Origin of the sequence: Bradyrhizobium sp. Arg237L (assembly GCF_029990105.1) — a bacterium.
In the GTDB taxonomy this organism is placed as follows: Bacteria; Pseudomonadota; Alphaproteobacteria; order Rhizobiales; family Xanthobacteraceae; genus Bradyrhizobium.
This window is the reverse complement of sequence record NZ_JAQMIL010000007.1, coordinates 158,780-175,905: the sequence shown is the minus strand read 5'-3', so window position 1 is coordinate 175,905 and position 17,126 is coordinate 158,780. Positions and strand designations below refer to the sequence as shown.

The window sequence follows — 17,126 nt, the reverse complement described above, 5'->3', positions numbered from 1 at the left end:
CGCCCCTCATCCGCCGTGAGACGCGCGGAGTTAAATCACTGATTTGCCCGACGGCGAAAGCGGAATATTTTTCGGTGACAGTCTGGACAGACTTTTGGGTGATTTGCACGACGGGCAATTTTTGCATGGCTCGGGCATCATGCACATTGTCATTCCGGGGCGTCCGAAGGACGGGCCCGGAATCCATTTTGCCACTTGCGCATGCTGCCCGATGGATTCCGGGCTCGCGCTACGCGCGCCCCGGAATGACGGCGGTAGTTGCGGCGAGCAGTCCGTGAGCCCTACGACCCCTTCGGGTTGACTTCGGTGTAGTTGCCCTTGGCGTCCCACTTGTAGACGACGTAGTCGATCGCCTTGATGTCGCCCTTGGCGTCGAAGGCCATCTTGCCGAGCACGGTGTCCCACTCGCCGGCCTTGATCGCGTCCATCACTTTCTTCGGATCGGTCGAGCCGACCTTGGCGACGGCCTGCGACCACACCTGCATCGCGGCATAGGTGTAGAGCGTGTAACCTTCGGGATCGATGTTCTTGGCCTTGAACTTCTCGACGATGGCTTTCGCGGTCGGCTTGTTGCGGGGATCGGGGCCGAAGGTGAACAGCGTGCCTTCGGCGGCGGGGCCGGTGATCGAGGCGAACTCCTTGTCGTTCATGGCATCGCCCGCCATCAGCACCGTTTGCAGGCCCTGGTCGCGCATCTGGCGCAGGATCAGGCCGGCCTCCTGGTGGTAGCCGCCGACATAGACGAGATCGATATTGTCGCGCTTCAACCGCGAGACGATGGAGTTAAAATCCTTGTCGCCCTTGTTGTAGGACTCGAACATCTTCTCCTGGAAGCCGGCCTTGTTCAGCGCCTTCTTGGTCTCGTCCGCGAGGCCCTTGCCGTAGGTGGTCTTGTCGTTCAGGATCGCGACGTTCTTGCCCTTGAAATTCTTGATGATGTATTCGGCGGCGACCAGGCCCTGCTGGTCGTCACGGCCGCAGACGCGTGCGACGTTCCAGAGCTTGCGTTCGGTGAACAGCGGGTTGGTCGAGGCTGGCGTGATCTGCAGCGTGTTGCCGTCGGCATAGGCCTCGGAGGCCGGGATCGACGACGACGAGCAGAAATGACCGGCGACGAAGGGAATGCGCGCGCTGGAGAGTTTTTCCGCGACCGAGCGTGCCTGCTTGGGGTCGCAGGCATCGTCGCCGACCTCAAGCTTGAGCTTCTTGCCGAGCACGCCGCCTGCGGCGTTGAGATCGGCGACCGCCTGTTCGGCGCCGTTCTTCATCTGCCGGCCGAACGCGGATTCGGAGCCGGTCATCGGGCCAGCCACTGCGATGGTGATGTCCTGCGCGAATGCGCTCGCCGACAGTGCGAGCGATGCGCCGAATGCCAGGCCGATCAGCTTGAGTGATTTCATGTGGAGTCCCCGTGGTCATCGCTTAAGGGAGGCATCCGGCGCGCCGCCGGATGCGAAACCGAAGGCATTGTCGACTGAATTTGCCGTGAAGTCATCGGCATTTTTCAGGCAAATGCACGGTCCCTTCGCAGCATCTTGCCGCAGGATGGGGTCCAAAAGGCTTAGCCCCGCCGTCCGCCTTCCAGATAGGCAGCGCGGATCTCCGGGCGCTGCAACAGCTCGCTGCCGGTTCCAGACAGCGTGATCAGGCCGTTGACCATGACGTAGCCGCGATGGGCGAGTTTCAGCGCGTGGTTGGCATTCTGCTCGACGATCAGGACGGTCAGGCCATCCTGGCGGTTCAGGGTGCGGATCGCGTCGAAGATCTGGCGTGCGATCAGCGGCGCGAGGCCGAGCGAAGGCTCATCCAGCATCAACAGGCGCGGACGGCTCATCAGCGCGCGGCCGATCGCCAGCATCTGCTGCTCACCGCCGGAGAGCGTGCCGCCACGCTGGTTGACGCGTTCCTTGAGCCGGGGGAACAGCGTGAACACGCGTTCCAGCACGGCCGCGCGTTCCGCTTCGCTGCACTCGGTCACGTCAGCGCCCATCTGCAGGTTTTCCGCGACGCTCATGCGCGGAAAGATCCGGCGTCCCTCGGGCGACTGTGCGATCCTAAGCCGCGCGATCTCGTGCGTCGGCACGCCGGTGATGTCGTCGCCATCGAATTCGATCGCGCCGGCGCGGGCGCGCGGCTTGCCGAAGATCGTCATCATCAGCGTCGACTTGCCGGCGCCATTGGCCCCGATCAGCGCAACGATCTCGCCGGCATTGATCTCAAGATCGACGCCCTTCAGCGCCTCGATCTTTCCATACGCCGCACGCAGGCCCCGGATCGCGAGCAGGGGAGAGGTCATGACCCGCTCCGTTCGTCGTCGGGCGCGCTGTCAGTTCTCCCTCCTCCTGAAAGGGGGAGGGTGGGGTGGGGGTCAGCCCCGGGCACAGGCGCGTGTGGAGAGAGTTGATCCCCACCCGGTTTGCGCTGTCGCGCAAACCGACCTCCCCTTTTCAAGGGGAGGTGAGAGGGCGAGCGCTCGCTTCTCCCTCCCCCTGAAAGGGGGAGGGTTGGGGTGGGGGTTGTCTCCGCTTGCGCCAGCCTCTCGGTGTGCGCGAGAAGATCGCTGAGCACGCCCTCCAAATTCGACAACACGTCATTGTTCCAGTAGCGCACAACGGTGACGCCTTTCTCGGCAAGCCACCGCGTTCGCCGATCGGCGGCCTTTTTGCGTTCTTCAGCATGCTGTCCGCCGTCCACCTCAACGGCGAGGCGGAGACGCGAGCAATAGAAGTCGACCGTGTATGGGCCGATGGGATGCTGCTTTCGGAACGAGAGGCCGTTGAGCTGGTCGCGACGCAGGGCACGCCACAGCCGTAATTCCGCGTCGGTCATGTTGGCGCGGAGGGACCGCGCTCTTGCGGTCATATCTTTCGTGCGGGAAAAGCGAGACCCCCACCCGCCCGCTTCGCGGTCGACCTCCCCCTTGCAGGGGGAGGTGGGAGGCTTCTCGTCGGGCGCGATCACGTGCCGCTCTCCATGACGGCGATGGCTTCTTCCTCGTCGGCGCCGAGATAGGCGGCGATCACCTTGGGATCGTCGCGCACGGCCGCTGGGGTTCCCTCGGCGATCTTGACGCCGTAATCCATCACCACGACGTGGTCGGAAATCTCCATCACCACGGACATGTCGTGCTCGATCAAGAGGATCGAGGTGCCGAGTTCCGAGCGGATCGAGAGCAGCAGCTCGCTTAGCGCGGCGCTCTCGCGCGCATTGAGGCCGGCGGCCGGCTCGTCGAGGCAGAGCAGCGCAGGCTCAGTGCACATCGCGCGCGCGATCTCGAGCCGGCGCTGGTCGCCGTAGGGAAGGTTGCCGGCGGCATCGTCGGCGCGGTCGAGCAGGCCGATGCGCACAAGCCAGGTGCGCGCCAGCTCGATCGCGCGTGCTTCCGCGCTGCGCCAGGATGGCGCGCCGATCAGGCCGAGGAAGGTCAGGCCGGAGGCGCGCATCAGTGCGTTGTGCTGCGCCACCATCAGATTCTCCAGCGCAGTCATGCCCGGGAACAGGCGGATGTTCTGGAAGGTGCGCGCCACACGCGCCTGCTTGGAGATGCGGAAATCGTTGAGGCGTTCGAGCTGGATCGTCTTGCCGTCGTCATGGGTCAGCGCGATCGAGCCGCCGCTCGGCCTGTAGAAGCCGGTGATGCAGTTGAAGACGGTGGTCTTGCCGGCGCCGTTCGGGCCGATCAGCGCGGTGATCTTGCGCCGTCCGGCATCGAAGGAGAGATTGTTCACGGCGACGATGCCGCCGAACCGCATCGACAGGCCATCGACGGAGAGGATGGTCCCGCCGCTCATCCGTGCCCCTCCTTGACGAGGTCGGAGGAGATCGCCTGGTTGCGCTCGAGATAGACGGTGGGCGCACGATGGCCGATCAATCCGCGCGGCCGCCAGATCATCAACAGCACCATCGCCATCCCGAATACGAGCATGCGGTACTGGTCGAGGCCGCGGAACAGCTCGAAGCCGCCGATCATCGCCAGCGCAGCCAGCGCCACGCCGAGCTGCGAGCCCATGCCGCCGAGCACGACGATGGCGAGCACCAGCGCGGATTCCTGGAAGGTGAAGGATTCCGGGCTGATGAAGCCCTGGCGCGTCGCAAAGAACGCGCCGGCAAAGCCACCGAACATCGCGCCGGTGGCAAAGGCGGTGAGCTTGGTCGTGGTGGTGTTGATGCCGAGCGCGCGGCAGGCGACTTCGTCCTCGCGCAACGCCTCCCAGGCGCGGCCGATCGGCAGGCGGCGCAGTCGGATCGTCACCCAGTTGGTCAGCAGCGCCATCGCCAGGATCACGTAGAACAGGAAGACGATGCGATGCGTCGGCGAGAACTCGATGCCGAGCCGCGCCGCCAGCCCGTCTTCACCTGGCGTGAGCGGAATGCCGAACAAGGTCGGCCGCGGGATGCCGGAGACGCCGTTCGGCCCGCCGGTGAGGCTCTGCCAGTTGATGATGACGAGGCGGATGATTTCGCCGAAGGCCAGCGTCACGATCGCGAGATAGTCGCCGCGCAATCTGAGCACGGGAAAGCCGAGCAGCACGCCCCAGAACGCCGCAAGGATGCCGGCGAGCGGCAGGCAGACCCAGAACGACAGTCCGAAATTGGTGGCGAGCAGCGCGTAGGAATAGGCGCCGACGGCGTAGAAGGCGACATAGCCGAGATCGAGCAGGCCGGCGAGGCCGACGACCACGTTCAATCCCCATCCGAGCATCACATAGGTGAGCACGAGGATCGCGAGATCGAGGATGTAGCGCTGATCATAGAAGATCACCGGCACCAGGAAGGTGAAGATCAGCAGCGCCGGCGCGATCAGACGTCCGGCGAGCGACAGCGCATGTTGCACCGCTGGTGGAACGACACGGACCTTGTCGGTGGGCCCCCACCATTGCCGCAGCAGCTCGATGACGATGCTGCCGCCGAACACGGCGGCGACGATGGCGGCGAGATCGCCGAACCGCGTCCAGTAGATCAGCCCGCCCTGCGGGCCGGCCTCGGTGCGGACGCCGATCATCAGCGAGAACAGCACCAGCGCGACGAGGGCACTGATCGTGGCCTTCTTGAGGATGAAGGCGGCGCCGCTCGCGCGCGACGCCGGTTTCTTCTCGAGCGCTGACGCGGTCACGCGGCCGCCCGTCAGACTTTTTCGACTTCAGGCCGGCCGAGCAGGCCGGTCGGAAGGAAGATCAAGACCACGATCAGGATGGAGAAGGCGGCGACGTCCTTGTACTCGACCGAGAAATAGGCCGACCAGAACGTCTCGATCAGCCCGATCGCAAGTCCCCCCAGCATCGCGCCGGGCAGCGAGCCGATGCCGCCGAGGACCGCCGCGGTGAAGGCCTTGATGCCGGCGACGAAGCCCATGAAGAAATCGACCAGGCCGTAATAGAGCAGGTACATCATGCCGGCGACGGCGGCGAGCGCGGCGCCGATCACGAAGGTCATGGAGATGGTGCGGTCGACGTCGACGCCGAGCAGCGCCGCCATGGTCTGGTCCTGCTCGCAGGCGCGCATGTCGCGCCCGAGCCGCGTGCGCGACACCAGCCAGGTGAACAGCGCGAGCAGCACCACGGTGGCGAGCACGACGATGATCTGGATATTCGAGAGCTGCACCATGAAGCCGCTTGCGCCCTCATGCAGCGTGTAGCCGCCGGTGATGATCGGCGGCACCGGTTTGACGCGCGCACCTTGCGCGACTTGTGAGAAATTCGTCAGTACGAAGGACATGCCGATCGCCGACAGCATCGGCGCCAAACGGAACGAATGCCTTAGAGGTCGGTAGGCGATGCGCTCCACCGTCCAGCCATAAAGCGCGGTGATCGCCATCGACACCAGCAGCACGACGAACAGCACCAGCGGGATCGCGGTGAGGCCGAGCGAGACCAGCACCAAAAATGAGATCAGCGCGATGAAACCGCCGATCATGAAGATGTCGCCATGGGCGAAATTGATCATGCCGACGATGCCATAGACCATGGTGTAGCCGATCGCGATCAGCCCGTAGATCGAGCCGAGCACGAGGCCGTTGATGAGTTGCTGGGCGAAATAATCCATGCGCTGCCGCTTGTGAGAGAGCGACGCGGCGAGGGCTCCCGGCAGCCTTGTCCGACGCGTCGTATCATTTTCTAACAGTGGAACCCCTTGGGCGGCAACAGCGGGAGCTGCGGCATCAAGGGCTTGTACAGAGGTAGTTTTGCCATCGGTTCCCGATCCAGCATTTGCCTCACCGTGACGTGACGGTTCCCGCCGAAACGGCGTCCTGGTTCCCGCGTTGGCCCCGTGCCTGGTTCGAAGGGACCAGGTCCAACCAGGGAGATTGCGAATGGCCTATCAGAACCAGAACGCGGGTCAGCAGAATCAAAATCCGGGCCAGAAGCCCGGTCAGCAGCAGGGCGGCGGCAGCAAGCCCGGCCAGCAGCAGCAGGACCCGAACCGTCAGGGCCAGAACCCGGGCCAGAATCCTGCCCAGAATCCCGGCCAAGGCCAGAACCCCGGCCAAGGGCGCTAGTTTCCCGTCCAAGCGAGAGCAAAAGGAAGGTCCTGCCGAAAGGCGGGACTTTCTTTTGGACGCTGTCCACAGCGGCGGCCGCCCCAATTAAGGTTAACAAAGGGTTTAGATTGCCGCTTCAGTTCCAACGAAGTTACCTCGTCCCAAACCGCCATCGCGGCGTCGGCGAGCGGAACAGCAGGGAGCGGCAGATGTCGACGAACTGGCGGATCAGCTCATTCAGCGGCGCGCTGCTTGCCGCCTATTTCATCCCGGCCTGGACCAGCATCGCCTTCCAGATCATGGCCTCGCCGGTCCGCGGTCTCTATGAACGGCCGAGCGTGTCGATCGGGTTCTTTATCAGCGATCATCTGCATCTGTCGGGCGTGGCGAGCGTGCGTGTCGCCTGGCTGCTGGCGCTCGTGCGGATCACCACGGTTGCCTTTTTCGCGCTGTACCTGGTGCTGCTTTCGCTTCGCTCGGTCCGCGAGCGCGGCGGCGGCGATGAGACGCTCGGCATGGCGCTCGTGCTCGGCAGCGTGCTCAGCTTCGTCAGCATGCTGGCCGCGTCCGTGGTCGGCGAGGCCGAGGCGCTGCGGCTGCATGCGACCGAACTGTTGATGCTGCTCGGCATCGGCATCGTGCTGCTGGTCGAGGGCGCCGCGCCGCGGGTGGCCGAAGTGCGCAACAATGTTGATGCGAGCGTGCCCGCCGGCGAACTATCTCTTCAGCAACCCTAGTTCCGCGACGATCGCGGAGGCTTCCTTCACCGCATGGTTGGCGGCCGGCACGCCGCAATAGATCGCCTGCTGCAGCAGGATCTCCTTGATGTCGTCGGGCGAAAAGCCGCCTTCGGTGAGGGCTGCGCGCACATGCAGGCGGAATTCGTCCCACTGCCCAAGCGCGACCATGGTGCCGATGACAAGCACGCGCCGCGTGCGATGGTCGAAATGCGGCCGCGTCCAGATATCGCCCCAGGCATAGCGCGTGATCAGGTCCTGGAAGTCGGTGTTGAAGGCGTTGCGGTTGGCAATCGATTTGTCCACCCATTCATTGCCGAGCACTTTTCGGCGCTGGGTCATGCCCTCGTCGCGGCGCTTGTCGTCGTCCATGATTGTCTCCTCCCGTCATTGCGAGGAGCGAAGCGACGAAGCAATCCACATCTCCACAAGCGGCACTATGGATTGCTTCGCTTCGCTCGCAATGACGGCACTCGTTTAGCGTTGCGTCAGGAAGCCGACCACGGCTTCGGTGAAGGCGTGCGACTGCTCGACGTTGGAGATATGCGCGGCATCGAGGATCGTCATGCTCGCACCGGGGATGCGGCTGCGGATGTATTCGCCCGCGGCGATCGGCGTTGCCATGTCGTGACGGCCGGCGATCACCAGCGTCGGGCTCTTGATGTCAGGCAGCAGCTCGCGCTGGTCGAGCGTGCTCAAGGCTTCGCAGCAGGCGATGTAGCCCTCGGCAGGCGAGGCCAACAGCATCGCTTTCATCCGGGCTGCGATCTGCGGCTCGCGCTCGCGGAAATCGGCCGTCAGCCAGCCCGCGATCACGGTGTCGGCGACCGCGGCGAGGCCGCCTTCCTTCACGGCCTTGATGCGGTTGTGCCAGTTGGTCGGGTCCGGGTAGTAGCAGGCGGTGTTGGAGAGGATGATCTTGCCGAAGCGTTCGGGCGCGTTGGCCCCTAGCCATTGCCCGACCATGCCGCCCATCGACAGGCCGCACCAATGCGTCTTCTCGATATTGAGATCGTCGAGGATCGCCAGCACGTCGCGGCCGAAACGCTCCATCGAATAGGGGCCGGGAGGGACCTGCGACTTGCCATGGCCGCGCCGGTCGTAGCGGATGACGCGGAACACCTGCGTCAGCGCCTTCATCTGCGGTTCCCACATCTGCAACGTGCAGCCCAGCGAATTCGACAGCATCAGCGTCGGTCCGCCATCGCGGCCTTCCACCTGGACGTTGAGTAGGCATCCGTCGGCGTCGATCATCGGCATGGTCTGCGTTCCCTCATTTCTTTCCCGTCTTACGACAAATCCTTGAGCGAGGCGAGCAGGCGGTCGATCAGGGCCTGCGAGACGCCCTGGTAGGACATCGGCTCGAACAGTTTTTCGATTCTGTCCGCGGCAAGCTGCGCGGTGATCCGTGGATCGGACTTCAACACGTCGCGCAGGTGCTTCTGCTCGGCGACGGCTTTCTTGCTGGCGGCTTCGATCAGATGATGCGCTTCGCTCTTGCCGAGCTTTTCGGCGAGCGCCATCGACACCGCTTCGGCCATGATCAGCCCCTTGGTCGCATCGAGGTTGACGCGCATGCGCGCGGCGTCGACTTCCAGGCCCTCGGCGAGTTCGACGGTGGCGGCGAGCGCGCCTGAGGTGACCAGCATCAGCGTCGGCAAGGTCGGCCATTCCGCGTGCCACGGCCCGGCGCTGCGCTCATGGTCCTGGACCTGCGCGGCAAGGATCGTCGCGGCGAGATTGGGGGCCATGGTGGCGGCGGCGAGTGCGGTTGCGGCAGCAACGGGATTGCGCTTGTGCGGCATGGTGGAGGAGCCGCCGCGGCCTTCGCCCGACGGCTCGAATGCCTCGGCGACGTCGGTCTGCATCATCAGCGACACGTCGCGGGCGATCTTGCCGCAGCTACCGGCGATGATGGCAAAGGCGGAGGCGATTTCCGCGATGCGGTCGCGGTGGGTGTGCCAGGGGGCCTCCGGCAGCGGCAGGTCGAGTTCCTGCGCCAGCTTTTCGGCGACCGCCATGCCCTTGTCGCCGAGCGCAGCCAGCGTCCCGGCCGCGCCGCCGAATTGCAGGGCCAACGCCTCGCGGCGCAGACGCTGCAGGCGCTTGCGCGAGCGGTGCAGGCTTGCGGCATATTCGGCGAGCTTGAGGCCGAACGGCATCGGCAGCGCGTGCTGCAGCCAGGTGCGCGCGACCACCGCCGTGTCGCGATGCTGGCGGGCGAGTTTGGCAAAGCCCGCGATGGCCCGATCGAGTTCGGCCAGCAACACATCGATGCCGGCGCGCAAGGTGAGCATCGTCGCGGTGTCGATGACGTCCTGGCTGGTCGCGCCCCAATGCACATAGCGCGCGGCTTCCTTATGGGCTTTGGCGACCTCGGCGGTGAGCGCCTTGACCAGCGGAATAGCCAGGTTGCCTGACCGAACAGCGGCTTCCGCGAGTGCCGCGCGGTCGAATGATTCGGCTTTGCAGGCCGTGCCGATCGGGCCGGCAGCGGCATTCGGAATCACGCCGACCGCTGCTTCGGCGCGCGCCAGTGCTGCCTCGAAATCGAGCATATTCTGCAAGGTGGCAGCGTCGTCGCACACCGCGCGCATCGCGGCGCTTGACAGCATCGGTGCCAGCAGCGGGGAAAGGGATGTGCTCATCGCGCGCGACCTAATCATTGTCGGCCGCCGCTGCCAATGGCCCTTCTGGATTGAGCCCGGCGTCGTCACAAGGGTGGCCTCCGTTTTGCTGCGCTGCGAATATGCATCGCTCGTGGTCGGATGCCGGTCTTTCCTTTGTGGCGGCTGTGCTTTACTTGGGTGTTGGTTTGATGCGATCGCGGAGGCTCTCATGGCAATGACGATGAACGGCGAGGTCCAGCTTGCGGCGCCGCGCGAGGCCGTGTGGGCCAAGCTCAACGATCCCGAGGTGTTGAAGGTCTGCATCCCCGGCTGCGAGGAATTGGAGAAGACCGAGGACAACGGCTTTCGCGCGGTTGCCAAGATGAAGGTCGGCCCGGTCTCGGCGCGCTTCAAGGGCAAGGTCATGCTGTCCGATCTCGATCCGCCCAACGGCTACAAGATCTCGGGCGAAGGCGAGGGCGGGGTTGCCGGATTCGCCAAGGGCGGCGCGACGGTCGCGCTTGCCGAGAAGGATGGCGGCACACTCCTGAGTTACAATGTCGAGGCGCAGATCGGCGGCAAGCTCGCCCAGCTCGGCCAGCGCCTGATCAACGGCGCGGCCAAGAAACTGGCCGATGAGTTCTTCGCGAATTTCGCCAAGGCCGTGCAAGGCTGACACTGACACGGCCGTCTCTAAGATAAAGACTGACGGCGCTGCACAATGGCGCCAGAACAACGCTCGGTCATCCGGCCATGCGAGCGGCGAGGTTGCCCATTGCGGTGATGGCCCATATTATGGCTTTGGAACGGTTATAAACGCCTGTTCTGTCGATATGCGGCAGAGCAGATCAAGAGAGTGCTGATGGCCAAGATTTCCCTGATCGTGAACGGCAATCCCGTCACCGCTAACGTCGACCCCCGTACCCTTCTCGTCCAATTCCTTCGTGAAAACCTGCGGTTGACCGGGACCCATGTCGGTTGCGACACCTCGCAATGCGGCGCCTGCGTCGTGCATCTCGACGGCAAGGCCGTGAAATCCTGCACCACGCTTGCGGTGATGGCCGACGGCCATGACGTCAAGACCATCGAGGGACTGGCGCCGGATGGCGGGCCGCTCCATCCGATGCAGGAAGCGTTCCGCGAGAATCATGGCCTGCAGTGCGGCTTCTGCACGCCCGGCATGATCATGACCGCCGTCGACATGGTGCACCGCAAGGGTAACGACCTCTCCGACGAGGTGATCCGCGAAGAGCTCGAAGGCAATCTGTGCCGCTGCACCGGCTATCAGAACATCGTCGCCTCGATCGCCGCCGGCGCGAAGGCGATGGCGAAGTCCGATCTCGCGTGAACCTCAGCGCATTATATCGCGATCGCGGTTTGAAAATTCCGGGACATTCCAATGTATGAATTCAAATATCATCGTCCGGCGACCGTGCGACAGGCCGCCAATCTGCTGGTGAAGAACGAGGACGCCAAGCTGATCGCCGGCGGCCACACGCTGGTGCCCGTGATGAAGCAGCGGCTCGCGAGCCCGCCGCATCTCGTCGACCTCTCCCATGTCGAGGGCCTCGACACCATCGAGATGAAGGGCCGCGCGCTCGCGATCGGCGCTACCGCCAAGCATGCCGAGGTCGCCAGCTCCGCCGTCGTCGGCGAGGCGATCCCGGCGCTCGCCGACCTCGCAGGTGGGATCGGCGATCCCGCCGTGCGCCATCGCGGCACCATCGGCGGCTCGCTGGCGAACAACGACCCGACCGCGGACTATCCGGCCGCCGTGCTGGCGCTGGGCGCGACCATCGTCACCAACAAGCGGCGGCTCAAGGCGGAAGAGTTCTTCCAGGGCCTGTTCTCGACCGCGCTCGAAGCCGACGAGATCATCACCAAGGTGCAGTTTCCGGTTCCGAAGAAGGCGGCTTACGTCAAGTTCCGCAACCAGGCCTCGCGCTATGCGCTGGTCGGCGTGTTCGTGGCACGGCGGCCGTCGGACGTCCGCGTTGCCGTCACCGGCGCCGGCTCGGACGGCGTGTTCCGCGTCACCGCTTTCGAGGAGGCCCTGCAGAAGCGCTTCTCCCCCAAGGTGCTGGAGGGAATCAACGTGCCGCCGGAAGGGCTGAACAGCGACCTGCATGGCAGCGCCGAATATCGCGCGCATTTGATCGGGGTGCTGGCGCGCCGGGCGGTCGAAGCTGCTAACGCTAAAGCGTGATAGTGCAGGCTGCTTTGGCTCCAACACCGGCTTTCCCATGACCGCATCGGCGCTCCCGAAATCCGTCGATGTGCTGCTCGAGCTCCTGACCTCGCGCGGCTATCTCGCCGAGCGGTCGCTCGCGACCGTGACCTATCTCGCGCTGCGCATGGGCCGGCCGTTGTTCCTGGAGGGCGAGGCCGGCGTCGGTAAGACCGAGATCGCCAAGGTGCTGTCTTCAGCGCTCGGGCGGAAGCTGATCCGCCTGCAATGCTATGAGGGTCTCGACGTCGCCTCCGCGGTCTACGAGTGGAGCAGCGCGGCGCAGATGATCGCGATCCGCCTCGCGGAAGCCTCCGGAGATACCGACCGCGACCAGCTTGCGAGCGACATCTTTGCCGAACGTTTCCTGATCAAGCGGCCGCTGCTGCAGGCGCTGGAGCCTGACGTCGCCGGCCCGCCGGTGCTCCTGATCGATGAGCTCGACCGCGCGGACGAGGCGTTCGAGGCCTATCTTCTGGAGATCCTGTCGGACTTCCAGGTGACGATCCCCGAGCTTGGCACCGTGAAGGCGCCGGCGCCGCCGATCGTGATCATCACCTCCAACCGCACCCGCGAGATCCATGACGCGCTGAAGCGGCGCTGTCTCTATCACTGGGTCGACTATCCCACAGCCGAGCGCGAGCTGGCGATCGTCAAGTCGCGGGTGCCGAACATTTCGGCCAAGCTGTCGCAGCAGGTGGTGCGCTTCGTGCAGGCGCTGCGCGACCAGGATTTCTACAAGTCGCCCGGCGTCGCCGAGACCATCGACTGGGCCACCGCGCTCTCTGAGCTCGATGCCCGCTCGCTGACGCCGCAAGTGGTCGGCGACACCCTCGGTGCGCTCCTGAAGTACCAGGACGACATCGCGCGCATGCAGGGCGACACGCTGCAGAAGGTTTTGAAGGAAGCGACGAGCGAGACGTGATCGCTCGCGCGCGCTTCCGTCGTTCCGGGGCGCGCGTAGCGAACCCGGAACCTCGCGCCGCAATCTCCAGATTCCGGGTTCACGCTTCGCGTGCCCCGGAATGACGAGTTGAGAATAGATGCCCATCAACCACCTTGCGCCGCCGACCGGGCACATGGCCGACAATGTCGTCGGCTTTGCCCGTGCGTTGCGGGCGGCCGGGCTGCCGGTCGGACCGGGCTCGGTGATCGATGCGCTCAATGCGCTGCAGCTCATCGAAGTCGGCAGCCGCGCCGATTTCTACGCCACGCTGGAGGCGATCTTCGTCAAGCGCCATGAGCACGCGCTGATCTTTGCCCAGGCCTTCGACCTGTTCTTCCGCGCCGCGGAGGAATGGAAGAGCATGCTGGACTCGGTGCCGCTGCCGGACCACGCCAAGAAGAAGCCGCCGCCGGCCTCGCGGCGTGTGCAGGAGGCGCTGTCGCAGCCCGCGAGCCGGGAGGAGCGGCCGCAGGAGCAGGCGCAGGAACTCAAGCTCTCAGTCTCCGACCGCGAGATATTGCAGAAGAAAGACTTTGCGCAGATGAGCGCGGCCGAGATCGCCGAGGTCACCCGCGCCATCGCCAAGATGAGGTTGCCGCAGGCCGAGCTGGAGACGCGCCGCTACCGGCCGGACGCCCGCGGCCTCCGGCTCGACATGCGCCGCACCATCCGCAATTCCTTGCGCACCGGCGGGGAGATCGTCGACATCCGCAAGCTCGGCCGCATCGACAAGCCGGCGCCGATCGTGGCGCTGCTCGATATCTCCGGCTCGATGAGCGAATATACCCGCCTGTTCCTGCATTTCCTGCATGCCATCACCGACGCGCGCAAGCGCGTCTCGGTGTTCCTGTTCGGCACCCGACTGACCAACGTGACGCGGGCGCTCCGCCAGCGCGATCCGGACGAGGCGCTGGCAAGCTGCTCCTCGAGCGTCGAGGACTGGGCCGGCGGCACCAGGATCGCGACCTCGCTGCATACGTTCAACAAGCTGTGGGCCCGGCGGGTGCTGGGGCAGGGCGCGATCGTGCTGCTGATCTCCGACGGGCTGGAGCGCGAGGCGGACGCCAAGCTCGCCTTCGAAATGGACCGGCTGCATCGTTCCTGCCGCCGCCTGATCTGGCTCAACCCGCTACTGCGCTACAGCGCCTTCGAGCCCAAGGCGCAGGGCATCAAAATGATGCTGCCCCACGTTGACGAATTCCGCCCGGTGCATAACTTGAGTTCCATCAAGGGGCTGATCGAGGCGCTTTCGGCCCCGCCACCGCCTCATCATCGCAGCCTGATCCGCTCCGTAGCTTGAAGAGGGTTTTCAAATGCTCAATCGCGACGAAGACATCCTGAAGGCGGCTGAGGACTGGCAGAAGGCCGGCCACGGGGTGGCGCTGGCCACCGTGGTGGAGACCTGGGGCTCGGCGCCGCGTCCAGCCGGCTCGAGCCTCGTCATCAACGACGAGGGCACATTCCTGGGCTCGGTCTCCGGCGGCTGCGTTGAGGGCGCGGTGGTGACCGAGGCGCTCGACGTGATCTCGAGCGGCCAGCCGAGGATGCTCGAATTCGGCGTGGCTGACGAGACTGCCTGGAATGTCGGCCTGTCCTGCGGCGGCACCATTCGCGTCTTCGTCGAGAAGGTAGGCTAGCCGTGAAGCTCGAAACGCTGAGAGAGCTGAATGCCGAGCGCGCCGCGCGGCGCCCGGTGATCGTCATCACTGACACCGCCAATGGCGAGCAGCGCCTGGTCAAGGCAAAGGACTTTGCTGCCGATCCGCTCAACGCCGAGCTTTCCAAGGCATTGCGGATGGGCAAGAGCACCAACGTCGAGGTCGGCGGCAACAAGCTGTTCCTCAACGTCTACGCGCCGACCGCAAAGCTCGTGATCATCGGGGCCGTCCATATCAGCCAGGCGCTGGCGCCGCTGGCGCGGTCGCTGGATTATGACGTCACCGTCGTCGATCCGCGTACGGCGTTTGCGAGTCCCGAGCGCTTTCCCGACGTGCCCCTGGTCGCGGAATGGCCTGACGTCGCGCTGCCGCCGCTCAATGTCGATCACTACACCGCTTTCGTCGCGGTGACGCACGATCCCAAGATCGACGATCCCGCGCTGCTGCACGCCTTCGAGCGCGAGTGCTTCTATATCGGGGCGCTCGGCTCTCGGAAGACACATGCCAAGCGCGGCGAACGGTTGCGCGCGCAAGGGGCAAAGGAGAGCGACATCGCGCGCATCCATGCGCCGATCGGGCTCGACATTGGTGCGGTATCGCCGTCGGAGATCGCGGTCGCCATCATGGCGGAGATCACCGCGACGCTGCGGCTGCCGCCGAAAGAGAAAGAAGTTGCAGCATGAAGTTCGGGCCTGCCAGTCCGCGTGACGCGATTGGCGGCGTCACCGTTCACACACTGCGGCAGGGATCGCTGGTGCTGAAGAAGGGCACCACGATCGGCCCTGCCGAAGTGGAAGCCTTGAACAAGGCCGGAGTGAAGGAAATCGTCGTCGTGCGGCTCGATGAGGGCGACGTCTCCGAAGATGTTGCCGCGGCCAGCATCGCGCAGGCCATTGCCGGCGATGGCGTCAATGTCGAACGCGCCTTTACCGGCCGTGCCAATTTGTTCGCGGGACGCGCCGGCGTGCTGGTGGTTGACCGCGCCGCGGTCGATCGCATCAACGACGTCGACGAGGCGATAACGCTCGCCACGCTGACCGCCTTCAAGCCGGTGGTCGAAGGCGAGATGATCGCCACCGTCAAGCTTATTCCTTTTGGTGTCGAATCGCGCTTGCGCGACGCCGCGGTCGCGGTGGCCGGCCGCGAGACGCTGCGCGTTGCGCCTTACGTCATCAAGAAGGTCGGCGTGGTCTCCACGATGCTGCCCGGCCTGTCGCTGAAGGTGATCGAGAAGACCTTGCGCGTCACCACCGAGCGGCTCGCGCCCGCCGGCGCCAGCATCATCGCCGAGCGCCGCGTGCCCCACGAAGAGAAGGTGCTGGCCGCCTCGATCAAGGAATTGCTCGCGCTTGGCGCTGAGCTCGTGATCGTGTTCGGCGCTTCCGCGATCGCCGACCGGCGTGACGTGATCCCGGCGGCGATCACCGGGATCGGCGGCGCGGTGGAGCATTTCGGCATGCCGGTCGATCCGGGCAATCTGCTCCTGATCGGCAGCGCAGGGAAGGTGCCGGTGCTGGGTGCGCCCGGCTGCGCGCGCTCTCCGGTCGAGAACGGATTTGACTGGGTGCTGATGCGCCTGCTTGCAGGGATCAAGGTCACGCGGGCCGAGCTCACCGGCATGGGCGTCGGCGGGCTCTTGATGGAGATCGTGACGCGGCCGCAGCCACGCACGGGCTCCGACACCGAAGGCAATCGCAACGTCGCAGCCATCGTACTCGCCGCCGGCCGCTCGACGCGGATGGGGGGCCCCAACAAGCTGCTCGCGGAGATCAGCGGCAAGAAGCTCGCGCGCATTGCGGCCGAGCAGGCGCTGGCCTCGAAGGCCTCGGAGGTGATCGTCGTCACCGGCCATCAGGCCGAACTGGTCGAGCAGGCGCTGCAGGGATTGAAGGTGAAATTCGTGCGCAATCCGGATTTTGCCGGCGGGCTCGCAAGCTCGGTGAAGGCGGGCATCTCCGCAGTGTCCGATAGCGTCGACGGCGCCGTGATCTGCCTCGGCGACATGCCGCTGATCGACGCGTCCTTGATCGACCGGCTGATCGAGACCTTTGCGCCCGACCGCGGTCATTTGATCGCGGTGCCGGTCAGCGAAGGCAGGCGCGGCAATCCCGTGCTGTGGTCGCGGCGCTTCTTCAAGGAATTGATGACGCTCGATGGCGACATCGGTGCCCGCCACCTGATCGCCAAGCACGCCGAAGCCGTGGCCGAAGTCCCCGTCGACGGCCAGAGCGCCTTCCTCGACATCGACACCCCGCAAGCCCTCGAAGCCGCGCGCGGCGGATAAGCGCCGCTGCGTAGGGTGGGCAAAGCCAACGGGTCGCGCGAACGCGCGCGCGATGACAGGCTCCGCGTGCCCAGCAACACACGCTCTGCTCTTGATGGTGGGCACGCTCCGCTTTGCCCACCCTATGCAATCACGTGCGGGTCTTCGCTCTCTCCTCGTCATTGCGAGCGGAGCGAAGCAATCCATC

The 17,126-nt window shown here is 65.1% G+C and carries 19 protein-coding genes; 10 read left to right on the top strand and 9 right to left on the bottom strand.

Annotated elements, in window-relative coordinates; genetic code table 11:
* Positions 1-281: 281 nt before the first annotated feature.
* The 6 genes from OZ411_RS06600 to OZ411_RS06575 form a co-directional block, all read right to left on the bottom strand.
* Positions 282-1,400 carry a branched-chain amino acid ABC transporter substrate-binding protein gene (locus OZ411_RS06600; protein WP_282527261.1) on the bottom strand — a complete coding sequence of 373 codons (1,119 nt, stop codon included), beginning with the start codon at positions 1,398-1,400 and terminating at the stop codon, positions 282-284.
* 161 nt (positions 1,401-1,561) lie between these two features.
* On the bottom strand, positions 1,562-2,296 hold the full coding sequence (locus OZ411_RS06595) for an ABC transporter ATP-binding protein (protein ID WP_282527260.1): 735 nt from the start codon (positions 2,294-2,296) through the stop codon (positions 1,562-1,564).
* Complete coding sequence (locus tag OZ411_RS06590; RefSeq protein WP_282527272.1) at positions 2,293-2,829, bottom strand: endonuclease domain-containing protein; 537 nt, start codon at positions 2,827-2,829, stop codon at positions 2,293-2,295. Before OZ411_RS06590 ends, OZ411_RS06595 begins: the two co-directional genes overlap by 4 nt.
* Positions 2,830-2,957: 128 nt before the next feature.
* Positions 2,958-3,791, bottom strand: a complete 834-nt coding sequence (locus OZ411_RS06585) for an ATP-binding cassette domain-containing protein (RefSeq protein ID WP_282527259.1) — start codon at positions 3,789-3,791, stop codon at positions 2,958-2,960.
* Entirely contained in the window at positions 3,788-5,113 is a 1,326-nt protein-coding gene (livM, locus tag OZ411_RS06580) for a high-affinity branched-chain amino acid ABC transporter permease LivM (protein WP_282527258.1), read from the bottom strand. Before livM ends, OZ411_RS06585 begins: the two co-directional genes overlap by 4 nt.
* 11 nt (positions 5,114-5,124) lie before the next feature.
* Positions 5,125-6,042 carry a branched-chain amino acid ABC transporter permease LivH gene (locus OZ411_RS06575; protein WP_282527257.1) on the bottom strand — a complete coding sequence of 306 codons (918 nt, stop codon included), beginning with the start codon at positions 6,040-6,042 and terminating at the stop codon, positions 5,125-5,127.
* Between the two features lie 268 nt (positions 6,043-6,310).
* Here OZ411_RS06575 and OZ411_RS06570 point away from each other — a divergent pair, with 268 nt between their 5' ends.
* Together OZ411_RS06570 and OZ411_RS06565 are read left to right on the top strand one after the other, a co-directional pair.
* Complete coding sequence (locus tag OZ411_RS06570; protein WP_282527256.1) at positions 6,311-6,496, top strand: hypothetical protein; 186 nt, start codon at positions 6,311-6,313, stop codon at positions 6,494-6,496.
* A 191-nt stretch (positions 6,497-6,687) separates the two neighbouring features.
* Complete coding sequence (locus OZ411_RS06565) at positions 6,688-7,215, top strand: hypothetical protein (protein ID WP_282527255.1); 528 nt, start codon at positions 6,688-6,690, stop codon at positions 7,213-7,215.
* On the opposite strand, the gene OZ411_RS06560 is transcribed toward OZ411_RS06565, so the two are convergent.
* The 3 genes from OZ411_RS06560 to OZ411_RS06550 all read right to left on the bottom strand — a co-directional run bounded on the left by OZ411_RS06560 (position 7,195) and on the right by OZ411_RS06550 (position 9,863).
* Positions 7,195-7,587: a carboxymuconolactone decarboxylase family protein gene (locus tag OZ411_RS06560; RefSeq protein ID WP_282527254.1), complete on the bottom strand. Its 393-nt coding sequence runs from the start codon at positions 7,585-7,587 to the stop codon at positions 7,195-7,197. The genes OZ411_RS06565 and OZ411_RS06560 overlap by 21 nt on opposite strands.
* 105 nt (positions 7,588-7,692) lie before the next feature.
* Positions 7,693-8,475 (bottom strand): 3-oxoadipate enol-lactonase, encoded by a 783-nt coding sequence (pcaD, locus tag OZ411_RS06555; RefSeq protein WP_282527253.1) that lies wholly within the window; start codon positions 8,473-8,475, stop codon positions 7,693-7,695.
* A 29-nt stretch (positions 8,476-8,504) separates the two neighbouring features.
* Positions 8,505-9,863 carry a 3-carboxy-cis,cis-muconate cycloisomerase gene (locus OZ411_RS06550; RefSeq protein WP_282527252.1) on the bottom strand — a complete coding sequence of 453 codons (1,359 nt, stop codon included), beginning with the start codon at positions 9,861-9,863 and terminating at the stop codon, positions 8,505-8,507.
* A gap of 190 nt (positions 9,864-10,053) precedes the next feature.
* On the opposite strand from OZ411_RS06550, the gene OZ411_RS06545 reads away from it, so the two are divergent.
* The 8 genes from OZ411_RS06545 (at position 10,054) to OZ411_RS06510 (ending at position 16,939) form a co-directional block, all read left to right on the top strand.
* Complete coding sequence (locus OZ411_RS06545) at positions 10,054-10,500, top strand: carbon monoxide dehydrogenase subunit G (RefSeq protein ID WP_130580255.1); 447 nt, start codon at positions 10,054-10,056, stop codon at positions 10,498-10,500.
* A 186-nt stretch (positions 10,501-10,686) separates the two neighbouring features.
* Entirely contained in the window at positions 10,687-11,172 is a 486-nt protein-coding gene (locus tag OZ411_RS06540) for a (2Fe-2S)-binding protein (RefSeq protein ID WP_130580256.1), read from the top strand.
* 51 nt (positions 11,173-11,223) lie between these two features.
* Positions 11,224-12,030 (top strand): xanthine dehydrogenase family protein subunit M, encoded by an 807-nt coding sequence (locus tag OZ411_RS06535; RefSeq protein ID WP_130580257.1) that lies wholly within the window; start codon positions 11,224-11,226, stop codon positions 12,028-12,030.
* A 37-nt stretch (positions 12,031-12,067) separates the two neighbouring features.
* Positions 12,068-12,976, top strand: coding sequence for a MoxR family ATPase (locus OZ411_RS06530; protein ID WP_130580258.1), 909 nt, complete (start codon positions 12,068-12,070; stop codon positions 12,974-12,976).
* Positions 12,977-13,094: 118 nt separating this feature from the next.
* Entirely contained in the window at positions 13,095-14,297 is a 1,203-nt protein-coding gene (locus tag OZ411_RS06525) for a VWA domain-containing protein (RefSeq protein WP_130580259.1), read from the top strand.
* 13 nt (positions 14,298-14,310) lie between these two features.
* On the top strand, positions 14,311-14,634 hold the full coding sequence (locus OZ411_RS06520) for an XdhC family protein (RefSeq protein WP_027582816.1): 324 nt from the start codon (positions 14,311-14,313) through the stop codon (positions 14,632-14,634).
* 2 nt (positions 14,635-14,636) lie between these two features.
* Complete coding sequence (locus OZ411_RS06515) at positions 14,637-15,338, top strand: XdhC family protein (RefSeq protein ID WP_282527251.1); 702 nt, start codon at positions 14,637-14,639, stop codon at positions 15,336-15,338.
* A complete protein-coding gene (locus OZ411_RS06510) occupies positions 15,335-16,939 on the top strand; it encodes a molybdopterin-binding/glycosyltransferase family 2 protein (RefSeq protein WP_282527250.1) in 1,605 nt (534 codons plus the stop codon). The genes OZ411_RS06515 and OZ411_RS06510 overlap by 4 nt, the downstream gene beginning before the upstream one ends.
* The last annotated feature ends 187 nt before the right edge of the window (positions 16,940-17,126 follow it).

Bases quoted from the DNA above. Each gene is read 5' to 3' on its own strand.
- OZ411_RS06600 (WP_282527261.1), bottom strand. From the start codon at position 1,400: ATGAAATCACTCAAGCTGATCGGCCTGGCATTCGGCGCATCGCTCGCA.
- OZ411_RS06595 (WP_282527260.1), bottom strand. From the start codon at position 2,296: ATGACCTCTCCCCTGCTCGCGATCCGGGGCCTGCGTGCGGCGTATGGA.
- OZ411_RS06590 (WP_282527272.1), bottom strand. From the start codon at position 2,829: ATGACCGACGCGGAATTACGGCTGTGGCGTGCCCTGCGTCGCGACCAG.
- OZ411_RS06585 (WP_282527259.1), bottom strand. From the start codon at position 3,791: ATGAGCGGCGGGACCATCCTCTCCGTCGATGGCCTGTCGATGCGGTTC.
- OZ411_RS06575 (WP_282527257.1), bottom strand. From the start codon at position 6,042: ATGGATTATTTCGCCCAGCAACTCATCAACGGCCTCGTGCTCGGCTCG.
- OZ411_RS06570 (WP_282527256.1), top strand. From the start codon at position 6,311: ATGGCCTATCAGAACCAGAACGCGGGTCAGCAGAATCAAAATCCGGGC.
- OZ411_RS06565 (WP_282527255.1), top strand. From the start codon at position 6,688: ATGTCGACGAACTGGCGGATCAGCTCATTCAGCGGCGCGCTGCTTGCC.
- OZ411_RS06560 (WP_282527254.1), bottom strand. From the start codon at position 7,587: ATGGACGACGACAAGCGCCGCGACGAGGGCATGACCCAGCGCCGAAAA.
- pcaD (WP_282527253.1), bottom strand. From the start codon at position 8,475: ATGCCGATGATCGACGCCGACGGATGCCTACTCAACGTCCAGGTGGAA.
- OZ411_RS06550 (WP_282527252.1), bottom strand. From the start codon at position 9,863: ATGAGCACATCCCTTTCCCCGCTGCTGGCACCGATGCTGTCAAGCGCC.
- OZ411_RS06545 (WP_130580255.1), top strand. From the start codon at position 10,054: ATGGCAATGACGATGAACGGCGAGGTCCAGCTTGCGGCGCCGCGCGAG.
- OZ411_RS06540 (WP_130580256.1), top strand. From the start codon at position 10,687: ATGGCCAAGATTTCCCTGATCGTGAACGGCAATCCCGTCACCGCTAAC.
- OZ411_RS06535 (WP_130580257.1), top strand. From the start codon at position 11,224: ATGTATGAATTCAAATATCATCGTCCGGCGACCGTGCGACAGGCCGCC.
- OZ411_RS06530 (WP_130580258.1), top strand. From the start codon at position 12,068: ATGACCGCATCGGCGCTCCCGAAATCCGTCGATGTGCTGCTCGAGCTC.
- OZ411_RS06525 (WP_130580259.1), top strand. From the start codon at position 13,095: ATGCCCATCAACCACCTTGCGCCGCCGACCGGGCACATGGCCGACAAT.
- OZ411_RS06520 (WP_027582816.1), top strand. From the start codon at position 14,311: ATGCTCAATCGCGACGAAGACATCCTGAAGGCGGCTGAGGACTGGCAG.
- OZ411_RS06510 (WP_282527250.1), top strand. From the start codon at position 15,335: ATGAAGTTCGGGCCTGCCAGTCCGCGTGACGCGATTGGCGGCGTCACC.